Below are 19,142 nucleotides of genomic sequence, written 5' to 3' on the forward strand. Positions count from 1 at the left end.
TTTCATTGCTTAGTGTTATGTCAAATTTGACATAGCGATGATTATTAGTATGAGTGTTTGCATTTGTCAAGTATCGGAATCAGCAGAGTTAAAACAGGCGGGTCAAATAAACAAAGGTGGCCGGCAGAAACAGGTTGGCCACCTCCAGAAAAACTATGGAATATCCAAAGAATTTGCTTCTTCTTTGTCAGGTGGCTTTAAGGCAGAACCTGTCCCATCCCATGAGTTCGGCAGCCCCGGCAATGGTTGTGCCGTAAAACAAAATGGGTTTGCGGTTTAAAAACAATTCAATGGAGCCGTTGGCAACCGTGGTGCCGGTGACCAGGAGAAGATCGCACCAGTCAATGGCGTCATCCGTGGCATCAGCTCCTTCGATCAGTACTCCCTGTTTTTTCTGCCCGATATTCTCCGGGTCAAGATCAATCAAGCGCAAAGGAAAAACAGGGACCAGGTGCTGGGCCATTCTCGGTTGAAATCCGATCTGGGTTATTTTCACATCCCCGTAGTGTTCCCGGATATAGGCAACAAGTTTTACGGCACAGGCCACAGGTTCCTCATCATGGCAATGAATGGTTTTATCAGCTTTTCCCTGAAACCTTAAAACAGCATTCAAAGCGGATATAAAAACGGCTTTTTGAAAATTATTGGTAAGAGGCATATCAAGGATATCTTTTAAAGTGCCTTCAAAATTACCGAAATGATCTGTGAATGCCTGGCCGCACGAACCTTTGAATTCAGCCTGCATCAGTTTTTCATTTCCCTTCTGGATGGGGTAATCATCATCTTCAGGATTTCCAATGGCTTCCTGGGTTGACAAGGCCCTGGCCGTGATCACGATTTTTTCATTGAGCAGATTTTCAGGTTCCCATAAGGTTTGGGCGCGATTTTTCAACTGGGTATAAATATCGGTCATAACATGCCTCTCTATGGTTATCAGACCCTTTATCATACATAAGTTTCAGATATAAGTCAGACCCTGTAAAAAGATCTGTTGGCTTTTTTTGCATCAAAGGGTCGATTAAAAAATGCAGTATAAAACCGATTGGCTTCTTTTTCCATATCAAAATTAAAAATTTGGGGGTGAAGCGTATTGGCAATGTACATCAACCCCAGCATCCACCGAGGGCTGCCAAAATCCCACAGCGGGAAATGGTCATATATCCGGTTGTTTTCAACTGCGCTTACCCGAATATCATGCTTGACGCAATAGTCATAAAAATCAGACGCAGGACAGGACAAAAAACCTGAAATAAAAATAATATCCGGGTTCCATGCCATTAATTCCTCACGGGTGATGGTCACGCCGGGTTTGCCTTTCCGGGTCAGGCGTTTGTTCAGGCAGTTGCCCCCGGCAGCCTCCACAAGGTTGGTTTCAAAGCGTTCCGCATTCAGGGCAAACAAAGGGTATCCCATTGCATAATATACGGTTGGCCGTTCAACATCACGGGTTTTTGAGGAGATCAAATCCAGGGTTGTGTTGATGGTCTGTTTGAGCCGGTTGCCGGTTTCAACACAATCGGTTTTTTGCGACAGCCGGTCAATAATATTCCCATATTCTCCCGGCAGCTGTACGGTCTCATGAAATTCTTTAAGATAGTTTGATTCAAAAAGATCAAACCATAATCGGGATACCTTTTCAGGGTCATCAGCACCAATGCAGACCATTATGGCATGCAGCATTTCAAATGCCCTGGTCGTACGGTATCCCCCGAAAAAACCGTGTTCATCATACCGCAGTTGTGCGATATCTCCTTTGATAACAGGCTGCCGGCCACATTGGCAGATCGCATCCGGCAGGGTTTTAATGATCCTGGAGCCCATTGGGCCGAAAAATTCCCGGGTGATCACAGTTGTGCCACAGTCCGGGCAGCATGTGTTCAGCAGCTCAGTACCAGGACAATTGAACAAATATACATGGTTCAATTGTTGTTTCAGATCCAGGCACAGAGCCTCGGATTCCCGGATGGTGGGTTCAAATTCAATATCCGCCTCTCCAAAAGGCACAAAACGCATCACCTGGAAAGGAATATCTGCTGACAATGATTCCACAAACCGTGCAATCTGCCTGACTTCGTCCTCATATCCCTTCATATGAATGGCTGCGGCTTCCACATGGACACCCGCCTCAAACAGGTGGGTTAAATTCCTGAAAACAGGTGCGGATGAACTCACCCCGCAGGATTTATACCGGTCGTCACAAAACCCTTTGAAACCGATATTGACAAAATCAGTAAACTCAATAAGCTGCTCAAGCGCGTCTCGGGTAAAATAACCGTTGGTTGAAAATCCCACCAGAAGGCCCTTTTTTTTCGCCGCCTTTGCAAGCTTAAGAAAGGTGAAAAAAGATACGGTGGGATCATTGATGCAAAAGGCAATGCCCTTGCAGTTTTCTTTGATGGCCTTTGCAATGACCTTTTCAGGCGGCAAATGTTTCAATGCGGCACAGATGGTTTCCGTTCCCATGGTCAGGACCTCGGAAATACATCCGGGACAGGAAAAATTGCAGCCAATGGAAGACACCTGCAAAAATTTATGCCTGGGGTAGAAATGCAGGGTGGGCATGGTCTCAATAGAAATGGGAAACAAGGTGGAATAGCGGTCGGCAAAACGTTCTTCAATGGCATCGTCCCGGTTGGTCATCATCCGGCACCGGCCGTATTCCCCTTCTTTAATATTACACCCCAGTTCACAAACAGGGCATTTCATAAGTTTTACTCCTTTGTAATGTGAATCCAGAATCCAGCATCCGACTGTGTCATGTCATATTGAGACGCATGGGAGTTGTTCAGGGCGGTCTTAATCCTTTTCATATTTTCAGGATTCATCCGGCCTTTGCTTTTTTGAGCAAACTCACCATCTTTTTTGGCCATTTCCATGAAAATGGATTTTTTCAGTTCAGCAGAACCAAATCCGCCGCCTATATGAGTTTTCCCGCCGGGTTTAAGTACCCTGTAAATTTCGTTAAACGCAGCTTTCAGATCTTCCCAGAAAAAAACAGAACCCCTGGAAACAATAAGATCGGCATAATTATCATCAAAAGGCATGTCTTCTACATTTCCTCTCACCGGGGTAATCCTTTCAGCCAGGCCCTGTTCTTCAATATTGGCAGTTGCAATGGCATAGCTGTGTACTGACTGATCCAGGGCATACAGGTTCAGATCCGTAATCCTGGCAAGAGCAATGGACAGGGCTGCAGGGCCACTGCCAAGATCAATGCAGTTGCCGGTGACAATGCCGTGTTTGGATTTGATCTGTTCGGCAATCAACGGATAAATAGGTGCAAAAACGGTTTTGACAATCTCATCCATTGCTCTGGCAGCTTTACGATCTTCAGTGTCATCTTTGTATGGATTCTCGGTCGTCATTTAATCTTCCTTTTTATCCGGCATTTTGCTGCTGATTTTTTTTCCTGATTCGGAATGGCAGGTGCAGGGATGGTCACCTGTTTTCCCATGGCATTCTTCTACCTGTTGGGGCGTACAGTTTTCAGGTTTGTCTTTGAGTTTTTCCGGGTGTTGGCAATTGCAATCACACATGGTTATCTCCTTTTTATTATTATGGTTAGATTTGATCCCCGGACGTGTGACGGGAATCGTTTGAACGATCAGCATTGCGCTTATTTTACTTTACTCTTTTTCCAACAAAGTTTCTATGAGAAAAATGAAACAGGTCATGGGCGATTTTCCTGATTTCCGGCGAACAGTCTGCTTGTCTGAATTCCCGGTCAGCAGCAAACTTGCGCCAGAACGGCGGCAGGCTGTCAATGCGCGTCACCATCCCCCCCTGTTTGTCTTCCACCACATAAAGAACTGTTTTGATTCCTGAATTGATGATTCGTGTCAGGCACATGGGACAGGGTTCCACCGAAGTAATCAAAACAAGATCTTTACAGTCCCTGGGAGTGTTATCTTTATTTGATGTCCGTTTTTTTTGCACCCTGTCTTCATACCTGTTAAGAAGATCCATTTCAGCATGAAGATCACTGCGAAAATAAGTCGTATACTGGCGGTTACGGCCATATTCCACAACCTTGCCGGTTGAACTGTCCACAAGACAGGCCCCGATGCCGCCGGAGCCTTCTTGAATTGACACAAGAGCATTTTTCACAACGGCCAGACCGAATAAATCGTCTTTAAAGGAATTATTTATGGAGTACGACGCGATTCTCTTTTCGAGTGTGATGAGCTTTTCTTTGTCTCCGTCAAATGCCCAGGTGATACCGGCAAAAAAAAGAACAACAAAAAATAACATATAAAATCTTTTTATCATTTTGCCTCTCCTTTAAACTACTTGTCCTTATTGTGAATAACAGCCATACAGCCCTGATTGAACAAATTTCTGGCAAAGCACTCAACAGCAATATCCACCCCGAACACCATGTGCATGAAAATACTGCGATTGCCCACGGCAATGCTTTTAACAGCATGGTCCAGGGCCAGGGTATTTTCCGGGATGTTGGTCATGTACCCGGAAAAAGGAAACCGGATGTTTTCCACATCCTGATCAAAATAACGGTATCCGGCAGGATAGGCAAAGGGCTGATATTTGCCTGTGGAGAGAGTCAGGTAAAATGCGTCTCCTGGTTCATTGCAGAACCATCCAGGACCGTTTCCGCATAAAAAGCTGTTGCCTGGAAAATACTCTTGACCCACTCCCTCCACCAGAATCAAAGCAATTTTATGATGACCCAGGTTTGACCGGATCAAACTTTTGATCTGCCTTAAATCTTCAATCCTTCCCAAAGGGGTGTAAACGGGAATTTTAAAATTATTTTCCGGAACATTGACAGGCTTTCGCAAGGTGGTTCCCATGGTTTTAAAGGCAAACCCCTGGGTTGATACAACCAGAAAATCCGGCATGAGACCTTCATCCTCAGCCCTGTCCAGATCCGTCTGAACCGATGCAAACAGATTTATCCATTCTTCTTTTGAAATGATCCTCTCAATGAGACCCTTTGATTTAAGGGACTTGAGAAACACCATGTCGGCAGAACTTGGAGAATGCACTCCGCAGTACCGGGCGGACCAGTTGGAGGAAATGGCAAGGCCGTCCAGCCCTGACAGATCAATATCCCCTTGCAAAGGAACCATACCGCCGGTTCCGACAATAACAGGAGTGTAGCCGGATGTTTCAATAAACTGCAAAGCCTCTGTCATGGCAGCACAAAACATCCTGTGCTTTTCCGGTTTCGGATGATCAAAATACCGGTTGGCAAAAAACTGCTGAACATAACTCAAGCATACCAGGCCGGGGTCATAACGTTCAATCAGGTCCAGGGCGGTTTTGCTGACCCATTGATTGGCTTTTTCATCAATATCTCCGGGATAAGGATTATTGTCCAGCACCTGGCTGACCATGGAAACAATAGGGCTGTCATCCGCCCTTTTTTGACCGGTTTCAAGGTCAAACAGGTTCTGCCATTCCCTTGCGTCAATCATTGCCAGGCTCATTTAACCCACCTCCTTTACCGTATGGTTTTTTGCATCCCCGCTTTTTATATTCCCGCTTTTTTCATCCCAGGCCACCTTGGTGCCCAGCATGGCAATCTTTGTGCAGCAATTTATGCAGGTGTTGTCAGGGGCTAAAAATTCATCCAGCTGGTCCCCGGAACATCCCAGACTGAACCGTTTAATAACTGTTGCACCGCAATTGGGACAAAGAGTGTTAACCCAGTCAGACCCCACAAAATTATGAAAATAGACATAAGGCAACAGATTTCTGGAAGATTCAAGGGCCTGGTTCATCCGTTCGATATTCGGATACACCGAACCCTTCATATTATGCTCCGGCAAAAGCCTGAACACATGCCAGGGGATATGGGGATGAATATCATGAATAAATGTTGCAATATCAAATAATTCATGATCATTGACATCTTCGATCACAGGAGAGGCAATCTCCAAATGGCAACGGTCTGCAAAAAATTTTATATTGCGAAGAATGGGCTCAATGCTGTCCACTCCCACATATTTTTTATAAAATGCATTGGAAAATCCTTTAAGGCCCACATGAACAAAAGAAAAAATATCCGCCATCATCCGGGTGGACTCTTGCGTGGTATACCCATTTGTAAGACATCCCATGGGTATACCCGCTTTTTTGGCATACGCTTTTACCCGCAAAAGACTTGGCAGGGACACAGCCGGTTCATTTACATTGAAAACAATATTGTGGCATCCAAGCTTTTGGGCCATGGCCACCAGTTTTTCAGGGGAAAATTCATACATCACATCCTGGACATCGGCAGGGTTACGGCAGGCAATAAATCCGTTGGAACAGTACCTGCAACGAAAATTGCAGCCGGCCGTCCCGATGATCATAGACCGGGAACCTGGATAGGCATGGTAAAACGGGACAGATTCAACCCGGGATACAAAATAGGTACACCATTTATCAGGATAGGTTTCAACCACCCGGCCCCCATCTTCTCTGTACATACCGCAAAAGCTGTTGCCTGCCGTAAGGTCACATCTGCGTTCACAAAAATTGCATTTCATATCTTCACCTTTATACCTGAGTTATTATTTGGGGAATTTATCTGTTTCGGGGTAACTACAAAAACACCTTTCAGGGTGACATCACACTGGATATTGTCTCCCAGCACCCTGGACAGAACATCATCCGTCATGGTCGTCCGGGTTTCTCCTGAAGCCACCACACCGCCATTGTGAAGAAGGACCACTTCATCACAATAATAATAGACCAGATTGGGATCATGCAGGGTGATTAAAACCGTTGTCTTCCTTTTTTTCACAAGCGTCTGCATCAGAGCCATGATTCTGTGCTGGTTGGTAAAATCAAGGTGGGAATTGGGTTCGTCCAGGAGCATAACCGGCGTGTCCTGGAACAGCCCCCTTGCCAGCATGACCAGCTGGCGTTCGCCGCCGGATATGGAATTAAAAGCCCTGTCGGCCATATGATCGATACCTGCTTCAGCCATCACTGAAAAAGCCTTTTCCCTGTCTTTTTTTGACGGGGCTGACCATGCCTTGATCCGTGACGCCCCGGCCATAAGCACCATATCCATGCAGGAAAAGGAAAATGGAGAAAAGCTTACCTGGGGAACCACGCTGATCATCCCGGCAATCCGGTCCCGGGAAAGCCTGCAAATATCCTTGCCCATGATCGAAACCTTGCCTTCAAACGGGGAGATAACTCCGTTAATACAGCGTAACAATGTGGTTTTCCCTGATCCGTTTCTGCCCATGAGGGCACAGATCCTGCCCGGCCCGACAGCCAGGTTGATGTTAGAAATCACCTGGGTTTTCCCGTATCCTGCGCTGATATTTTCAACGGCCAGATTCATGTCCAAACCTCGCTTGACCGGCACTGATAACCAGATAACCTAAAAAGGGTGCGCCAAATATGGATGTGACAATGCTGATAGGAATTTCAGACAGCATGACACTTCTGGCAACGCTGTCCATGACCATGAGGAAAACCCCGCCTAAAACCGCCGTAACAGGAATCAGCCTGCTATGTTCCGCTCCGGCCAGGTATCTTGCAATGTGAGGTACAATCAGCCCGATCCAGGCAACCGTTCCCACGGATGCCACGGCACAGGCCACCATAAGCGTGCTGACCAGGACATAAAAAATCCGCCACCGAAAAATATTGATTCCCATGGACAATACATCTTCTTCTCCCTGGGTCATGATGTTCAGGCGCCAGGAAAAAATCGTCATCAAAAAAATACCTGGAACCAGAACCGGAAGGGTCACCTGAACCTTGGTCCAGGACGCCATATGGAAACTGCCCATGATCCAGAATACGATCTGTGCCATCTGGTCATATGGATTGGCAAGGTACATTATAAAGGAAAGTCCTGCCTGGAATACGGCTGAAATGACAATCCCGGAAATCACAAGTACCGAGGGAGAACTGTCCCGGCTCCAGGACGCCAGGATATAGGCAAGCGTCACCGCTACAATACCGAATATAAAGGCACTGGTTTGGATGACCCAGGCAAGAGGAGTTAAAAACATGATGGCCAGGGCCGCACCAAAACAGGAGCCAGCCGTCACCCCCAGAATATCCGGTGCGGCCAGGGGATTCCTGAAAAGCGCCTGGAACACGGCCCCTGAAATGGAAATCCCGGCACCGATCATAATGCTGAGAAGGATTCTTGGCACCCTGATGTTCCAGAAAATCATCATCATTTCCGGCGGAGCAGCAAAGCCATGGCTTTCAATTCCAGCGCCCGACAAAAGCAGTCCAACAACATGCCCGGGACTTATGGGATAGCGTCCGGTACACAGACAGATAAACACTGTCACCAGGAAAACCAGGATCATGAGACCAAACTTTTTCATTGCTCCAGCCTGCCCCCCAGCTCTTCAAAGGTATACCCCATAAATTTTTTATAAAACCGGTTGGCAACCATCATCATGTCAATATCTGAAAAAAGTTCCGGGTAAAGAGTTTTAGCAGACCAGACCACCCCCAGTACACAATGGGGAGCCGGGTAATCCCACCACCCGATTTCGGAAGGAAATGAAAAGACTTTTTTCTCTTTAATAGCTTTGACGGTCTGGAAATGAGAATTTTTAAAAATTTTGTCTTTGCCGTAAGCATCAAAGGATGAGCCTAAAAACACAACATCAGGATTCCATTTTGCAATCTGCTCGGGTGACACATCAGCCCAAAAACCTTTTAATCCGGCAGCCACGTTTCTGGCACCGGAAAGTTCCAGAATCCGGTTTTGAAGCATATTGCCCGTGGCCACGGAATAAATGCTTTTGGGTCCTGAAAACATGACATTCAAAGGGGGTGCCCCATGTTGCTCCAGCCTCACCCGAACCAGCTCGATAAGACGATTGCACTCTTGAATATAAACTTCCCCCTGATCCCGGCATTTCAGGACGTCGGCCATCAGTCGGATCGCCTCAAAGCTTTCTTCAAAGGTCTCACCTTTTACGCCGATAACCGGGATACCGGCATTTTCAAACTGTTCTATCTCGCCCTGGTCGCTGGATGCATATAAAAAAACGACGTCGGGATTCAGGCTGACCAGACTTTCAATATTATAACCGTGCCCCTGTGCCATATTGGGCAGAGCGGCAAAGGCTTTATCAATCCTGTTCAATGCCAGGGCCTCCCTGCCGTAGATACTTTTTTCAACCAGCAGGTGCTGCTGATTCAAGGCATAGACGAGTTTGCCACCAAAATGGTGAAAGGCTGCCATTCGTTTGATCTGTGACGGAATCTTAACCTTGCGGCCAATTTGATCCGTGATGGTGATAAAATCCTTTTGGGCTTTGCCTGAAAAATCACACCCTGCAACAGAACCGAACACAAACACACAGATAATAAGGCTCCTGAAAAATTTAACGGCAGCCATCACACCTCCCAGTACACAAGGGCTGAGCGGTTTCCGGACGGCCAGACAAATTTACAGTCTTTCAAAATAAGATGTTTTTCCAGCAAATCTGAAAGAAAATCATCATATTGTGATGTATCACAAATACCAAGGCGATTTTTCAAATCGTCCAGGGCCTCTTCAAAAGAATCATGTGTCCAGGCAGGCCAGGTGCCGGCTTCTTCCATGATCACGTCAGGATAAATATCCATGCCCAGAAGGGCATTATAGGCAACCTGAAAGTTCGGGCTGTCATAGGGCTGCCCCAAAACGTGCCGGGAGGCTATTGCCATTACGGAATCAGCAAAAGGCGCCCGCAGCAGCATAATACAGGCTTTGGTGGCCGTGGCCGACATTTTGTCTACAAAGGCTTTAAAATCAGCCACACCATACATGGAATGAGATGCCAGGACAAAATCATGGGATGCCACATCATCCTCGGGCCAGATCCCGGTAACAATATCAATATTGTTAATCCCCTGTTTTTGAATCTTTTCCTTCAAGATTTCCTGCATGGCCAACGAAGGGTCCAATGCCGTGACTTTTGCCGCATAAGGGGAAACAAGAAGGGACCATTTGCCGGTGCCTGCACCGATATCCAGCAAGGTTGCGCCTGGATTGTCCTTTAATTTTTGAATCAGAAAATCCCTGGACGAATCCGGCTTTTCCCATCTTTCATCCACCATTTTATCAAAATGCCTTGCCTTGTGCTTCCAGAAGTCATCCTCCGCGTATTCCTTTTTTCTGCCAAAGGCCTTGTTCTGAATCTCACAAAGCTGATTCCACAATTTATACCAATCCGTCAATGCTTCCATTTTTCACCTGTTGTTTTGTTTTCTTCTGATTTAAAACCGGGACGCAGATTTTTCGATTAATCCCTTCGTCTATCGTGACGATTTTTATGGTGATGCCATACGTTATTTCAAGAACATCTTCAGACAACACCTTGTTTGGATCTCCCAGGGCAATCATGGTACGATCCTTTAGAATTCCAACCTTATCAGCATTCAAAAAGGCATGATCCGGGAAATGGGATGCCATGATAATGGTGATGCCCTCTTTTGCAAGACTGTCCACCACCTCTAAAATTTTTATCTGGTTGCCCAGGTCCAGGTGGGAGGTGGGTTCATCCAAAAGCAGAACCCCGGGCGACTGGGTCAGAGCCCTTGCAATCAATACCAGCTGCCACTCCCCGCCCGACAGCCGGTTGCATGGCCTTTTGGCCAGATGGGAAATCCCGATCCTTTCCATTGATTCAAACGCCTTGCGCCGGTCTGTTTTGGAAGGAGAAGAGATCATGCCGATCCTGGATGCCCGTCCCATGATCACTATATCTTCCACAGTGAACGGAAAAACACAAACAAGACTCTGGGGAACAAACCCGATCTTTCGGGCGATTTTCCCGGCACCCAGAGTGTTCAAGTTTTCACCGTCAAGGCAAACACTGCCTTCAAGTGGGTTCAGCAGCCGTGCCATGCATTTGAGCAGGGTGGACTTTCCCGATCCATTGGGCCCGAGAAGACAAAACACTTCTCCTTGTTCCAGATCAAAACTGATCTTTGAAAATACCAGGTCTTTTTCCCTGCCCGTATACCCGAAACAAAGATTGCTGATGTTCACCCGACCTGTCATGATTTAATCCGCTTTCTGACTTTTTCGAAGTAAAAAGGCAAACACAGGGGCACCAAAAATAGCCGTCAGAATGCCAATGGGGATTTCCGTCACAAGAGCTGTTCTTGCAATGGTATCAACTGCCACAAGATAAGCGGCACCGATAAGCATGGACACGGGCAAAAGATATTTATGGTCGGGCCCCACAATCAAACGGCCGATATGGGGGATCATGATGCCTATCCAGCCGATGATTCCGCTGATGCACACTGCTGATGCCGTGGCAATGGTGGCGCTGACAATGATGACGGCTTTTAAGGTTTCCGTGTTGACACCCAGGGATTTTGCATCCTCCTCTCCCATGGCCAGAAGATTGATCCTCCAGCGCACCATGAGCAGGGCTGAAATACAGACAATAAAAACCGGTGCCGTAATCAACAAATCTTTTGACGAAACATGGTTTAAAGAACCCAGCAGCCAGAAAACAATTGCAGGCATTTTGTTCATGGGATCGGCAATATATTTTAAAAAAGAGGTCAATGCGGAAAAAAGAGATCCCACCACAATGCCGGAAAGCACCAGCATAAGGATCGGGGTAATCTTGTAGACTCTTGACAGGGAATAGGTCATGCCCACGGACAAAAGACCGAAGAAAAAAGACACCAGATGAATCATCAATATATTGTCAAACAAAAGAATGGCCAGAGCTGCGCCAAACCCTGCACCGGACGCCACCCCCAGGATATGGGGGCTTACCAGGGGATTCTGGAAAACCCCTTGAAAGGATGCACCGGATATGGACAAAGCGGCTCCCACAAGAATGCCTGCCAGGATTCTGGGCAGTCTGACATCAATGACAACGGCATAGGTTGTCACGGACCAGTCCGGTTCCAGGGGAAAAACAGATGAAAACAAAATTTTCAGCACTGTCATACAGGAAATATCCACCCGGCCAAGGCTTAAGGAAAACAAAATCACCAGAATAAGAAGGCCCCAAAAAAAACGTATCCAGGATTCGGGAGTAAGGGATTTGCCAAACCGCTTGCCATATGGTCTGTTATCCTCGATTTTTAATTCCTTTCATCATCTTGAATTCATAAGTGCCCAGCAAGATATCATGAACCTGAAGGTCTGTAAGGTCAAAATCAAAAATTTCCCGGTAAAAAGTTTTGACAATACCGTTAATGGAAATATCTTCAAACAGGTCGGGATAAGCAATGGCGGCCAGCCACAAGGGAAAAATCACTGCAGATTCCGCCGTGGGGCGGTTGAAAATAAAAACACCTGCCGGCTGGGAATAAATTTGTTTATTTCGAACCGCCCGGATATTTCTCCACTGGGGATCTTTGTACAGGTCGGCTGGTTTTCCGTAATTGATCACCAGAATATCCGGGTCCCATTCCAGAACCTGTTCCATGGAGACTTCGGCCAGGCCGGAATGCAGCCCGGTTCTTTTGCCGATGGTAGTGACGGTTTCAGCGGCATTTTCACACCCGGAAAGCTTGATGCGTTCCTGCATAAAGGTATCTCCGCCCAGGGTCACAAGATGGCTGGGGCTGAACCCCTGAAAAACATTTTTCCTCTTTTGGACCGGAATATCACGGGTTCTCTGTTCTATCAGATGCATGACCCGTTCTAAAAACGCAACATATTTTTCAGCCCGGTCCGGGGCTTGGAAAATGGTTCCGTAAAACCGGATTTCCCTTTTAATATCCTCAATGCCCTCGCCCATGCCGTCTTCAAGAAAGGCAACCGGTATACGGGTTTTATCAAGCACGATTTGACCGTCAATATCTCCTGCAATGGCGATATCCGGGTTTGAATTGATCAATTCCTCTATATTGATATTGCCCGAAGTGGTCCTTGGACCGGGCAATGCTTTGATGGCCGGATACATTTCTTGGACAAGTTTTGACATTTTAAGGGTGTTGGTCACGGCGCACAAATGATCCTGTACCCCCAGTATAAAAGCCACCTGCCCTGTGGGACCACCCAGCAGTGCAATGCGCCTTATGGGATCTGCAACTTGAAATGCGCGGCCTTTCATGTCGGTGACAATGCGGGTGCGATCATAATTTTCGCGGGCTCTGGTTTCAGGATGATGATATATTCTGTAAAATAAAAAAACAAAACATGCTGAAAACAGAAGCAGAAAAATTCTTTTTTTTGTCATGATATATTTTAAAAACGCAAAAACCGACAGGTTCCCCGGATGCCCCGGAGAACCTGGGTATAGGCTAATGCCGGATAATTAAAATTCTCCTTTAAATCCAATAAAAAAACTTCTTCCCTGGCGGGGGTATCCCACTTCCATCTCATAATTTTCATCAAAAAGATTTTTAACGCCGATTTCAAACACAAAAGATTGATCAAGTCTTACCATGGTTTTAAAATTTACAACCCAGAATCCGTCAAGTTCAACCTCATCGTAATTAGCATCCTCATCGTATCTTTTTGAATTGTATTCAGCACTCCCGAAAACGGAAAACCGATCATTGAATCTGTACAAATCACTCAGGTAAAGTTTATGCTCGGATATACCCTCGAGATGATCGTTATCTGCACCGTCAGACTCATTTTTTGCATCCAGATATGTATAATGCAGTTGAAAATCATTATCAGCAATCATATAAGAGGTGAAGGTGAATTCAAGGCCTTTGAAACTTGATTCATCAATATTCTGGTATTGCTCGATATCATCCCCGGAAACAGGATCAGTACCCACAACCACATCTTGAATCAAATCTTCAACCTTGGAATAAAAAAAGGTCAACCCTATACGATTATTTTTGGGAAGGGGTTTTTCAAAACCCAGTTCATAATTGGTTGCCACTTCCTCTGCCAAGTCGGGATTGGCTATTCTGTCATTGTCCAGTCCATCTGTATAAAGTTCCTGGAGGGTGGGCCATCTTGATTTTTTCCCCAGGGAAAAATGCATGTCAAGATCTTCAAGAACCGTCAGCAACACACCTGCCTGGGGATTGAAGGCTGATTCGGAGTCCCTGACAAACCCGTTGTTCACACCGTCATTGGCTTTCTGGGGATTCTGGATGTCATAACTGCTTCCCAGAACAAAGGCAAGATTATCCGTAAGTTTAATATCATCTTCAATACCAAAGGAAACCATTTCCTGTTCATAGTTTTCCCATGGATCGCCTATGTCATCTTGTTCTTCATGAACGTCTTTTTTATAATGAAAAGAACAGCTTAAAGTGTTTTTAGGTATGTAGTCAACCCTGGCCACCAAAGAGCCTCCATAGCTGTGGTCGTCATAGGTGGAGTGCCAGCGGGCATTTGAATATGTGTTGTCACTATAATCTTCCAGCGCATTATAATAGGTGTCGTAAAACACTCTTGTTTTAACGGATAATTGATCCGTCAGCTCCGTGTTCCCGATAAAATAAATGGTTTCCTTGTCCCAGTCCGTAAACCGCCAGTATTTTACCCTTCTTGCCGATGTATCGGGATCTGCGGTGGGAGGAAGCCCTTTTTCCTTTTCAATGGTGTTGAATCCAATTGCATATTCATGGCCTTGTGCCGGTGTCCACCCTAATTTTGCAGCCACATTCCAGTCATCAAGATCCGAGTTCTCCCTTGTGTCGCCGTCTTCATACTGGTTTGCATCAAAATCATCCGACACATCCCATCCATTGGAATTTGTGAACCCTCCTCCCAGGGTAAAATAAAATTTATCCTGGCTTGATCCTATATTGACATTTCCTTTTACCGCACTGTTATCAGTAACTTCCACCCCGTAGGAGCCTTCAAATTTTTCCTGCGGTTTTTGGCTCACAATATTAATTACCCCGCCCATGGTATTAAACCCGTAGAGAACGGAACTGACCCCTTTGCTCAAATCAATCCTTGAAATATTATCCGTTGTAAGGTTACCTGCGTCCACATATCCGTCATTGGGAATGTATAAGGGGATACCATCATAAAAAATAGGGACATACCGAGAACCAAATCCCCTGACATTAATAGAGCTTTCCGCTTTTCTCCCTCCGTTGGACAAAGTAACACCGGGCAAACCGGAAAGAGCTTGTGATATATTTTTTGAATTGGTCAGTTCAATTTGTTCCAAATCAACTGTTTCCACCGTACTTACCCTTGTAATGGTTTCAGCCTGTCCACTGACAACGACCTCACCAAGATCAAAAACATTTTTGTCCGCCCCAGCCGTATCCTCTGCCCATGCGCAATAAGGACTGAAGCATATTAACAATATTAACAAAACATAAAAACTCCCGAGCCTGCTCAAATTTTTCATTTTTTCTCCTTTAGGTTGATTTTTTTTACTCATGGATTCATTTTCTATCCATCCCATCTCTTTGACTGCACCAGCACCCAACAGGCTGTCTGATATTGCAATCAATCCGTTTTTTTAAACGGTTTATTTTCCCTTAAAACAAACAAGTTACTTCATAATTACATTGTAGCCTCTTGTCAATGATATACTGTAATTATTCATCATTTTGCAGCAACAAATAACTATTGCATTGCAAATAAAAACCGAAAACAACATATAAACACTCATAAAAACCACACAAATCACCACACTGAAAATATGCTTGACTTTTCATTGCTTATTCTGTAGCACAAAGTAAATTTTATCTGGTGCCATCGGCTTAATAGGGAATTTCGTGTAATTCGGAAACGGGCCCGCCGCTGTAATCGGGGACAAATGCTGCAATATGCCACTGTTGATATAATGGGAAGGCGCGGCATGAGGATGATCCGCAAGTCAGAATACCTGCCTGGTAAAACATAGGAAAACCGTGTACGGCAATGCCGGTTTCCATTGGATCTATTGGATAAAAAAGGGATATCCCCGGATCGTAAACTATTTACGGTTCGGGGATTTTTTATTTTGGGCAAAGAAATAAAAAAATGGAAAAAAAATTAAAACGTCACACGTTGGATTCTTTTCCGGTAAAAAAAGGCAATTTTGAGACCTGCTGGAAACTACCCCACAAAATAGGCAAAGGAACCATAAAAGAGTTCAGATTAAAAAGTGGTATCCAGGTATATATCTGTAATTACAACAAATCAAACAGACTCAAAGCCAAACACTATGGAGAAACCCCCAAATTCGGTTTCAGATTTTGTCTTTCCGGCACTACAAAATTAACTCTGCATTGTTTAAAACAAAGCCTGACCATAACCCATGGAGAAAGCGGATTTTTTTATTTCCCGAACCGGGATGGATTTTATGAAGATATACCCGGGACTCCGATATATATGGTTGTAATATTGATATCCCCCTCTTATTGGGACATATTGATGGAAGATGAACTGCACGACATCCCCATAAAATTTAAAGCCCCGTTAACAGATAACAAGAACAGCAGCGATCCTTTTAATTGTACGGAAATCATCACCCCTTCCATGCACATGATACTGCAACAAATCATCCACTGCCCTTATGAAGGAGCAAGCCATCGCTTTTTTATCGAAGCCAAAGCAATGGAACTTATTGCTTGCAAACTAAATCAGATAAAACCTGCCTCCCACAAGCAAAAACCGACTCCACGCTTAAAAGCCAATGATATCGATAAAATACATTATGCAGGGCAATTATTGTCCAATAACCTTCAAACCCCTCCAAATATAATTGAACTGGCCAAGACCGTCGGTGTCTCCCGCACCAAGTTTTACAATGATTTCAATCAATTCTACGGCACTTCCCCCATAGAATACCTTCGTTTCAAACGCGCTGAAAAAGCCAGAACCCTTGTTAAAGACGAAAGCTTAAGTATGACTCAAATAGCTTATTCCCTTGGTTACTCAAGTTCCAGCCATTTTGCAAAGGCCTTCAGGGATTATTTTGGCATACCCCCCAGCCGGTATCGTCAAAATGAACGATGGTGATAAAAAAATGAACGCAAGTGATAGCCATAAATATTTTTTTTATGCATATAGATATCTGCAAGATTGCTTTGAACCTGTTCGGTCCTGTGGCTTATGAACAAAAGTTCCATTGTGATCCATATTGACGGCATGCCCATGACACTGCCGATAATTTTAACCTGAACCCGAATCATACAATATCAAGGAGCAAGGAGTGACTATTCAAACAAAAAAATACCATACAATTTTTGTTCTCTTTTTCAGTGTTGTACTGCTGACCTTTTTCAATAAAGCAAATGCAAATGAAAGCAAAACACATGCTTTTGATGACATAACGGTTACAGCAAATAAACATGAACAAAAAATCCAGGAAATCCCGGCAGCGGTAAGTGTTTTTACTCAAACAGATATCAAAGATGCAAATATTAATAATTTATCCGACATTATGAATTTAGTACCCAACCTTAAAGCAAATGACAATGGCGGGTTTAGAGAAGTGAGCTTCAGAGGATTAAGCAGCAGCAAATACACATTTAAAAATCCCGTGGTCATATATATTGACGGTGTTCCCAACGATAAAGTGCCGTTTATGGATATAGATCTGAATAATGTGGAAAGAGTAGAAGTATTGAGAGGCGCCCAGGGCGTATTGTATGGGAAAAATGCCATTGGAGGAATCGTTAACATCATCACCAAGCAACCAGGCAATACTATGGAGGGAAAAATAAGCACTGAGATTGCTGAAGATCAAACATATGGGGTAAAAGCGTATATAAACGGCCCCATCATCAATAATAAATTATTTTTCAGCCTTTCGGAAAACTACAGGCAAACAGACGGATATATGACAAATGATCATCCTGATGAAGACACCTATGACGGCTTTCATAAAAACAGCTTTAGAGCCAGGCTCAACTGGATTCCAACAGATAAAATGGAAATGGATTTTAATACATCGTTTTCCAACCGTTCAGGCGGACACACACCGACAATTTACAAGACTGAAAATCAAGTCAGCTATCACTCATATAAAAACCCAGATGATGAATTAACAAAAGACATCTTTAATTCCAGTCTTGGCATAAATTACAGCCTGGAGAATGCAGAACTCAAATCAATTACCACATACAGTGATTCAAAAATTGAACGATTCAGCGAAAGACTGCATGAAGGGGCATCCATGATTGACGGGGGTATGGACCAGGAGGTGATCGGTTTTACACAGGAACTGCGTATTCAATCACCCGGCCCCAATGCTTTAAAATGGATGGGCGGACTGTTTTTCTCAAAAGAGGACGTGGATAATAAAAATATGTTTGCCGCATTTAATACCACTGCTATGCTGGGCTATGATACATATATGGATTGGCCTGCAAAAACATATAATGATACTCTGGCGGCATTTGGAGAAGTTACCCTGCCCTTTGGAAAATTCAATTTCACCACCGGCCTGAGATATGAGCAAACAGATATTGAAATGGATTACAAATATGAAGAAAGCCGCACAGATACCAAAGAGCTTGTAAAAGATCCTGTAACCTATCATGCTGAAGATGACTGGGATACCTTTATTCCCAAAGGCGTTATTTCATGGAATTACAATGACAATTTCATGGTTTATACAAGTGTGGCCAAGGGGTATCTGGCCGGAGGATACAATTTTTGCGAGGCAAATAAAGATTTTGCAAGAATTGATAATCAAACATCCGTCAATTATGAGATGGGAATTAAAACAAAAAGTTTTGATAACAGACTCATATTAAATGCAGCCATGTATTATATGGACATCAAAGATATACATGTTCTGATAGAAGGCATTGACAGCGGAACATTTGTGGCATCAAATGCAGGAGCGGCACACAGCCAGGGCATTGAAATTGAAGCTATATTGGATGTGATGAACGGCCTTGATATTACGGCTGCTTTAGGAATGATTGGCGGAGAATATGATGAGTATATTTTTGATGAAACCACGGATTATTCTGGAAAAAAATTGATCCGAACACCGGAATACAGTTTTAATTTTGCCATTTCATACCGTCACGACTCAGGCTTTTTTGCCCGTGCTGATATTATCGGCTATGGTGACAGCTATTTTGACTCGGCTAATACAAAAAAACAAAAAGCTTATGAGATATACAATGCAAAAATAGGATACGAAGCTTCATCATGGGAACTATATTGTTATGGTAAAAATATCTTTGATCAGGAATATTTTACAAACATAGGAGTTCTCAATAATGTTGGCTCTCCCAGAGTATTTGGCCTGATAGCCGCTCTCAAATTTTAAAAAACCAAAATATAATTTAAAATAAACGAAGAA

18 protein-coding genes and 1 riboswitch are annotated in these 19,142 nt (G+C 44.4%); of the genes, 2 read left to right on the top strand and 16 right to left on the bottom strand.

Annotated elements, in window-relative coordinates:
- Window positions 1–187: 187 nt before the first annotated feature.
- The 15 genes from BLT94_RS08035 to BLT94_RS08100 all read right to left on the bottom strand — a co-directional run bounded on the left by BLT94_RS08035 (window position 188) and on the right by BLT94_RS08100 (window position 15,239).
- Window positions 188–913 carry a Rossmann-like domain-containing protein gene (locus BLT94_RS08035; protein WP_014956450.1) on the bottom strand — a complete coding sequence of 242 codons (726 nt, stop codon included), beginning with the start codon at window positions 911–913 and terminating at the stop codon, window positions 188–190.
- A 56-nt stretch (window positions 914–969) separates the two neighbouring features.
- Window positions 970–2,706: a radical SAM protein gene (locus tag BLT94_RS08040; RefSeq protein ID WP_092232516.1), complete on the bottom strand. Its 1,737-nt coding sequence runs from the start codon at window positions 2,704–2,706 to the stop codon at window positions 970–972.
- A 5-nt stretch (window positions 2,707–2,711) separates the two neighbouring features.
- Complete coding sequence (locus BLT94_RS08045; RefSeq protein ID WP_014956448.1) at window positions 2,712–3,365, bottom strand: class I SAM-dependent methyltransferase; 654 nt, start codon at window positions 3,363–3,365, stop codon at window positions 2,712–2,714.
- On the bottom strand, window positions 3,366–3,536 hold the full coding sequence (locus BLT94_RS21965) for a hypothetical protein (RefSeq protein ID WP_173391115.1): 171 nt from the start codon (window positions 3,534–3,536) through the stop codon (window positions 3,366–3,368).
- An 85-nt stretch (window positions 3,537–3,621) separates the two neighbouring features.
- Window positions 3,622–4,269: a nucleoside deaminase gene (locus tag BLT94_RS08050; RefSeq protein ID WP_092232519.1), complete on the bottom strand. Its 648-nt coding sequence runs from the start codon at window positions 4,267–4,269 to the stop codon at window positions 3,622–3,624.
- 17 nt (window positions 4,270–4,286) lie between these two features.
- Entirely contained in the window at window positions 4,287–5,450 is a 1,164-nt protein-coding gene (locus BLT94_RS08055) for a hypothetical protein (protein ID WP_092232522.1), read from the bottom strand.
- The gene (locus BLT94_RS08060; RefSeq protein ID WP_092232525.1) at window positions 5,451–6,497 is read right to left on the bottom strand and encodes a radical SAM protein; all 1,047 of its coding nucleotides are present in this window, start codon (window positions 6,495–6,497) and stop codon (window positions 5,451–5,453) included. It lies immediately after the preceding gene.
- Window positions 6,494–7,306: an ABC transporter ATP-binding protein gene (locus BLT94_RS08065; RefSeq protein WP_245743045.1), complete on the bottom strand. Its 813-nt coding sequence runs from the start codon at window positions 7,304–7,306 to the stop codon at window positions 6,494–6,496. The genes BLT94_RS08060 and BLT94_RS08065 overlap by 4 nt, the downstream gene beginning before the upstream one ends.
- Window positions 7,290–8,312: a FecCD family ABC transporter permease gene (locus BLT94_RS08070; protein ID WP_014956443.1), complete on the bottom strand. Its 1,023-nt coding sequence runs from the start codon at window positions 8,310–8,312 to the stop codon at window positions 7,290–7,292. The genes BLT94_RS08065 and BLT94_RS08070 overlap by 17 nt, the downstream gene beginning before the upstream one ends.
- Complete coding sequence (locus tag BLT94_RS08075) at window positions 8,309–9,340, bottom strand: ABC transporter substrate-binding protein (protein WP_014956442.1); 1,032 nt, start codon at window positions 9,338–9,340, stop codon at window positions 8,309–8,311. The genes BLT94_RS08070 and BLT94_RS08075 overlap by 4 nt, the downstream gene beginning before the upstream one ends.
- Window positions 9,340–10,173 carry a class I SAM-dependent methyltransferase gene (locus tag BLT94_RS08080; RefSeq protein ID WP_245743047.1) on the bottom strand — a complete coding sequence of 278 codons (834 nt, stop codon included), beginning with the start codon at window positions 10,171–10,173 and terminating at the stop codon, window positions 9,340–9,342. Before BLT94_RS08080 ends, BLT94_RS08075 begins: the two co-directional genes overlap by 1 nt.
- Complete coding sequence (locus tag BLT94_RS08085; RefSeq protein ID WP_014956440.1) at window positions 10,148–10,990, bottom strand: ABC transporter ATP-binding protein; 843 nt, start codon at window positions 10,988–10,990, stop codon at window positions 10,148–10,150. The genes BLT94_RS08080 and BLT94_RS08085 overlap by 26 nt, the downstream gene beginning before the upstream one ends.
- A gap of 3 nt (window positions 10,991–10,993) precedes the next feature.
- The gene (locus BLT94_RS08090; protein WP_281243363.1) at window positions 10,994–11,947 is read right to left on the bottom strand and encodes a FecCD family ABC transporter permease; all 954 of its coding nucleotides are present in this window, start codon (window positions 11,945–11,947) and stop codon (window positions 10,994–10,996) included.
- A gap of 79 nt (window positions 11,948–12,026) precedes the next feature.
- Window positions 12,027–13,142: an ABC transporter substrate-binding protein gene (locus BLT94_RS08095; protein WP_092232533.1), complete on the bottom strand. Its 1,116-nt coding sequence runs from the start codon at window positions 13,140–13,142 to the stop codon at window positions 12,027–12,029.
- A gap of 78 nt (window positions 13,143–13,220) precedes the next feature.
- Window positions 13,221–15,239 (bottom strand): TonB-dependent receptor plug domain-containing protein, encoded by a 2,019-nt coding sequence (locus BLT94_RS08100; protein ID WP_175530303.1) that lies wholly within the window; start codon window positions 15,237–15,239, stop codon window positions 13,221–13,223.
- Window positions 15,240–15,567: 328 nt separating this feature from the next.
- Window positions 15,568–15,744: riboswitch (cobalamin riboswitch) on the top strand.
- Window positions 15,745–15,859: 115 nt separating this feature from the next.
- Between BLT94_RS08100 and BLT94_RS08105 the strand changes: the two genes are divergently transcribed.
- The gene (locus tag BLT94_RS08105) at window positions 15,860–16,840 is read left to right on the top strand and encodes a helix-turn-helix domain-containing protein (protein ID WP_092232538.1); all 981 of its coding nucleotides are present in this window, start codon (window positions 15,860–15,862) and stop codon (window positions 16,838–16,840) included.
- Here BLT94_RS08105 and BLT94_RS08110 read toward each other — a convergent pair.
- A complete protein-coding gene (locus BLT94_RS08110; protein ID WP_092232541.1) occupies window positions 16,822–17,013 on the bottom strand; it encodes a hypothetical protein in 192 nt (63 codons plus the stop codon). The genes BLT94_RS08105 and BLT94_RS08110 overlap by 19 nt on opposite strands.
- 20 nt (window positions 17,014–17,033) lie before the next feature.
- Here BLT94_RS08110 and BLT94_RS08115 point away from each other — a divergent pair, with 20 nt between their 5' ends.
- A complete protein-coding gene (locus BLT94_RS08115) occupies window positions 17,034–19,109 on the top strand; it encodes a TonB-dependent receptor (RefSeq protein ID WP_092232544.1) in 2,076 nt (691 codons plus the stop codon).
- The last annotated feature ends 33 nt before the right edge of the window (window positions 19,110–19,142 follow it).

The sequence above is a fragment of the Desulfobacula phenolica genome, from assembly GCF_900105645.1.
In the GTDB taxonomy this organism is placed as follows: Bacteria; Desulfobacterota; Desulfobacteria; order Desulfobacterales; family Desulfobacteraceae; genus Desulfobacula; species Desulfobacula toluolica.

Coding starts and splice junctions, on each gene's coding strand:
- BLT94_RS08080 (WP_245743047.1), bottom strand. CDS start 10,173: ATGGAAGCATTGACGGATTGGTATAAATTGTGGAATCAGCTTTGTGAG.
- BLT94_RS08100 (WP_175530303.1), bottom strand. CDS start 15,239: ATGAAAAATTTGAGCAGGCTCGGGAGTTTTTATGTTTTGTTAATATTG.
- BLT94_RS08065 (WP_245743045.1), bottom strand. CDS start 7,306: ATGAATCTGGCCGTTGAAAATATCAGCGCAGGATACGGGAAAACCCAG.
- BLT94_RS08055 (WP_092232522.1), bottom strand. CDS start 5,450: ATGAGCCTGGCAATGATTGACGCAAGGGAATGGCAGAACCTGTTTGAC.
- BLT94_RS08095 (WP_092232533.1), bottom strand. CDS start 13,142: ATGACAAAAAAAAGAATTTTTCTGCTTCTGTTTTCAGCATGTTTTGTT.
- BLT94_RS08050 (WP_092232519.1), bottom strand. CDS start 4,269: ATGATAAAAAGATTTTATATGTTATTTTTTGTTGTTCTTTTTTTTGCC.
- BLT94_RS21965 (WP_173391115.1), bottom strand. CDS start 3,536: ATGTGTGATTGCAATTGCCAACACCCGGAAAAACTCAAAGACAAACCT.
- BLT94_RS08085 (WP_014956440.1), bottom strand. CDS start 10,990: ATGACAGGTCGGGTGAACATCAGCAATCTTTGTTTCGGGTATACGGGC.
- BLT94_RS08040 (WP_092232516.1), bottom strand. CDS start 2,706: ATGAAATGCCCTGTTTGTGAACTGGGGTGTAATATTAAAGAAGGGGAA.
- BLT94_RS08070 (WP_014956443.1), bottom strand. CDS start 8,312: ATGAAAAAGTTTGGTCTCATGATCCTGGTTTTCCTGGTGACAGTGTTT.
- BLT94_RS08110 (WP_092232541.1), bottom strand. CDS start 17,013: ATGATTCGGGTTCAGGTTAAAATTATCGGCAGTGTCATGGGCATGCCG.
- BLT94_RS08035 (WP_014956450.1), bottom strand. CDS start 913: ATGACCGATATTTATACCCAGTTGAAAAATCGCGCCCAAACCTTATGG.
- BLT94_RS08060 (WP_092232525.1), bottom strand. CDS start 6,497: ATGAAATGCAATTTTTGTGAACGCAGATGTGACCTTACGGCAGGCAAC.
- BLT94_RS08105 (WP_092232538.1), top strand. CDS start 15,860: ATGGAAAAAAAATTAAAACGTCACACGTTGGATTCTTTTCCGGTAAAA.
- BLT94_RS08045 (WP_014956448.1), bottom strand. CDS start 3,365: ATGACGACCGAGAATCCATACAAAGATGACACTGAAGATCGTAAAGCT.
- BLT94_RS08075 (WP_014956442.1), bottom strand. CDS start 9,340: ATGGCTGCCGTTAAATTTTTCAGGAGCCTTATTATCTGTGTGTTTGTG.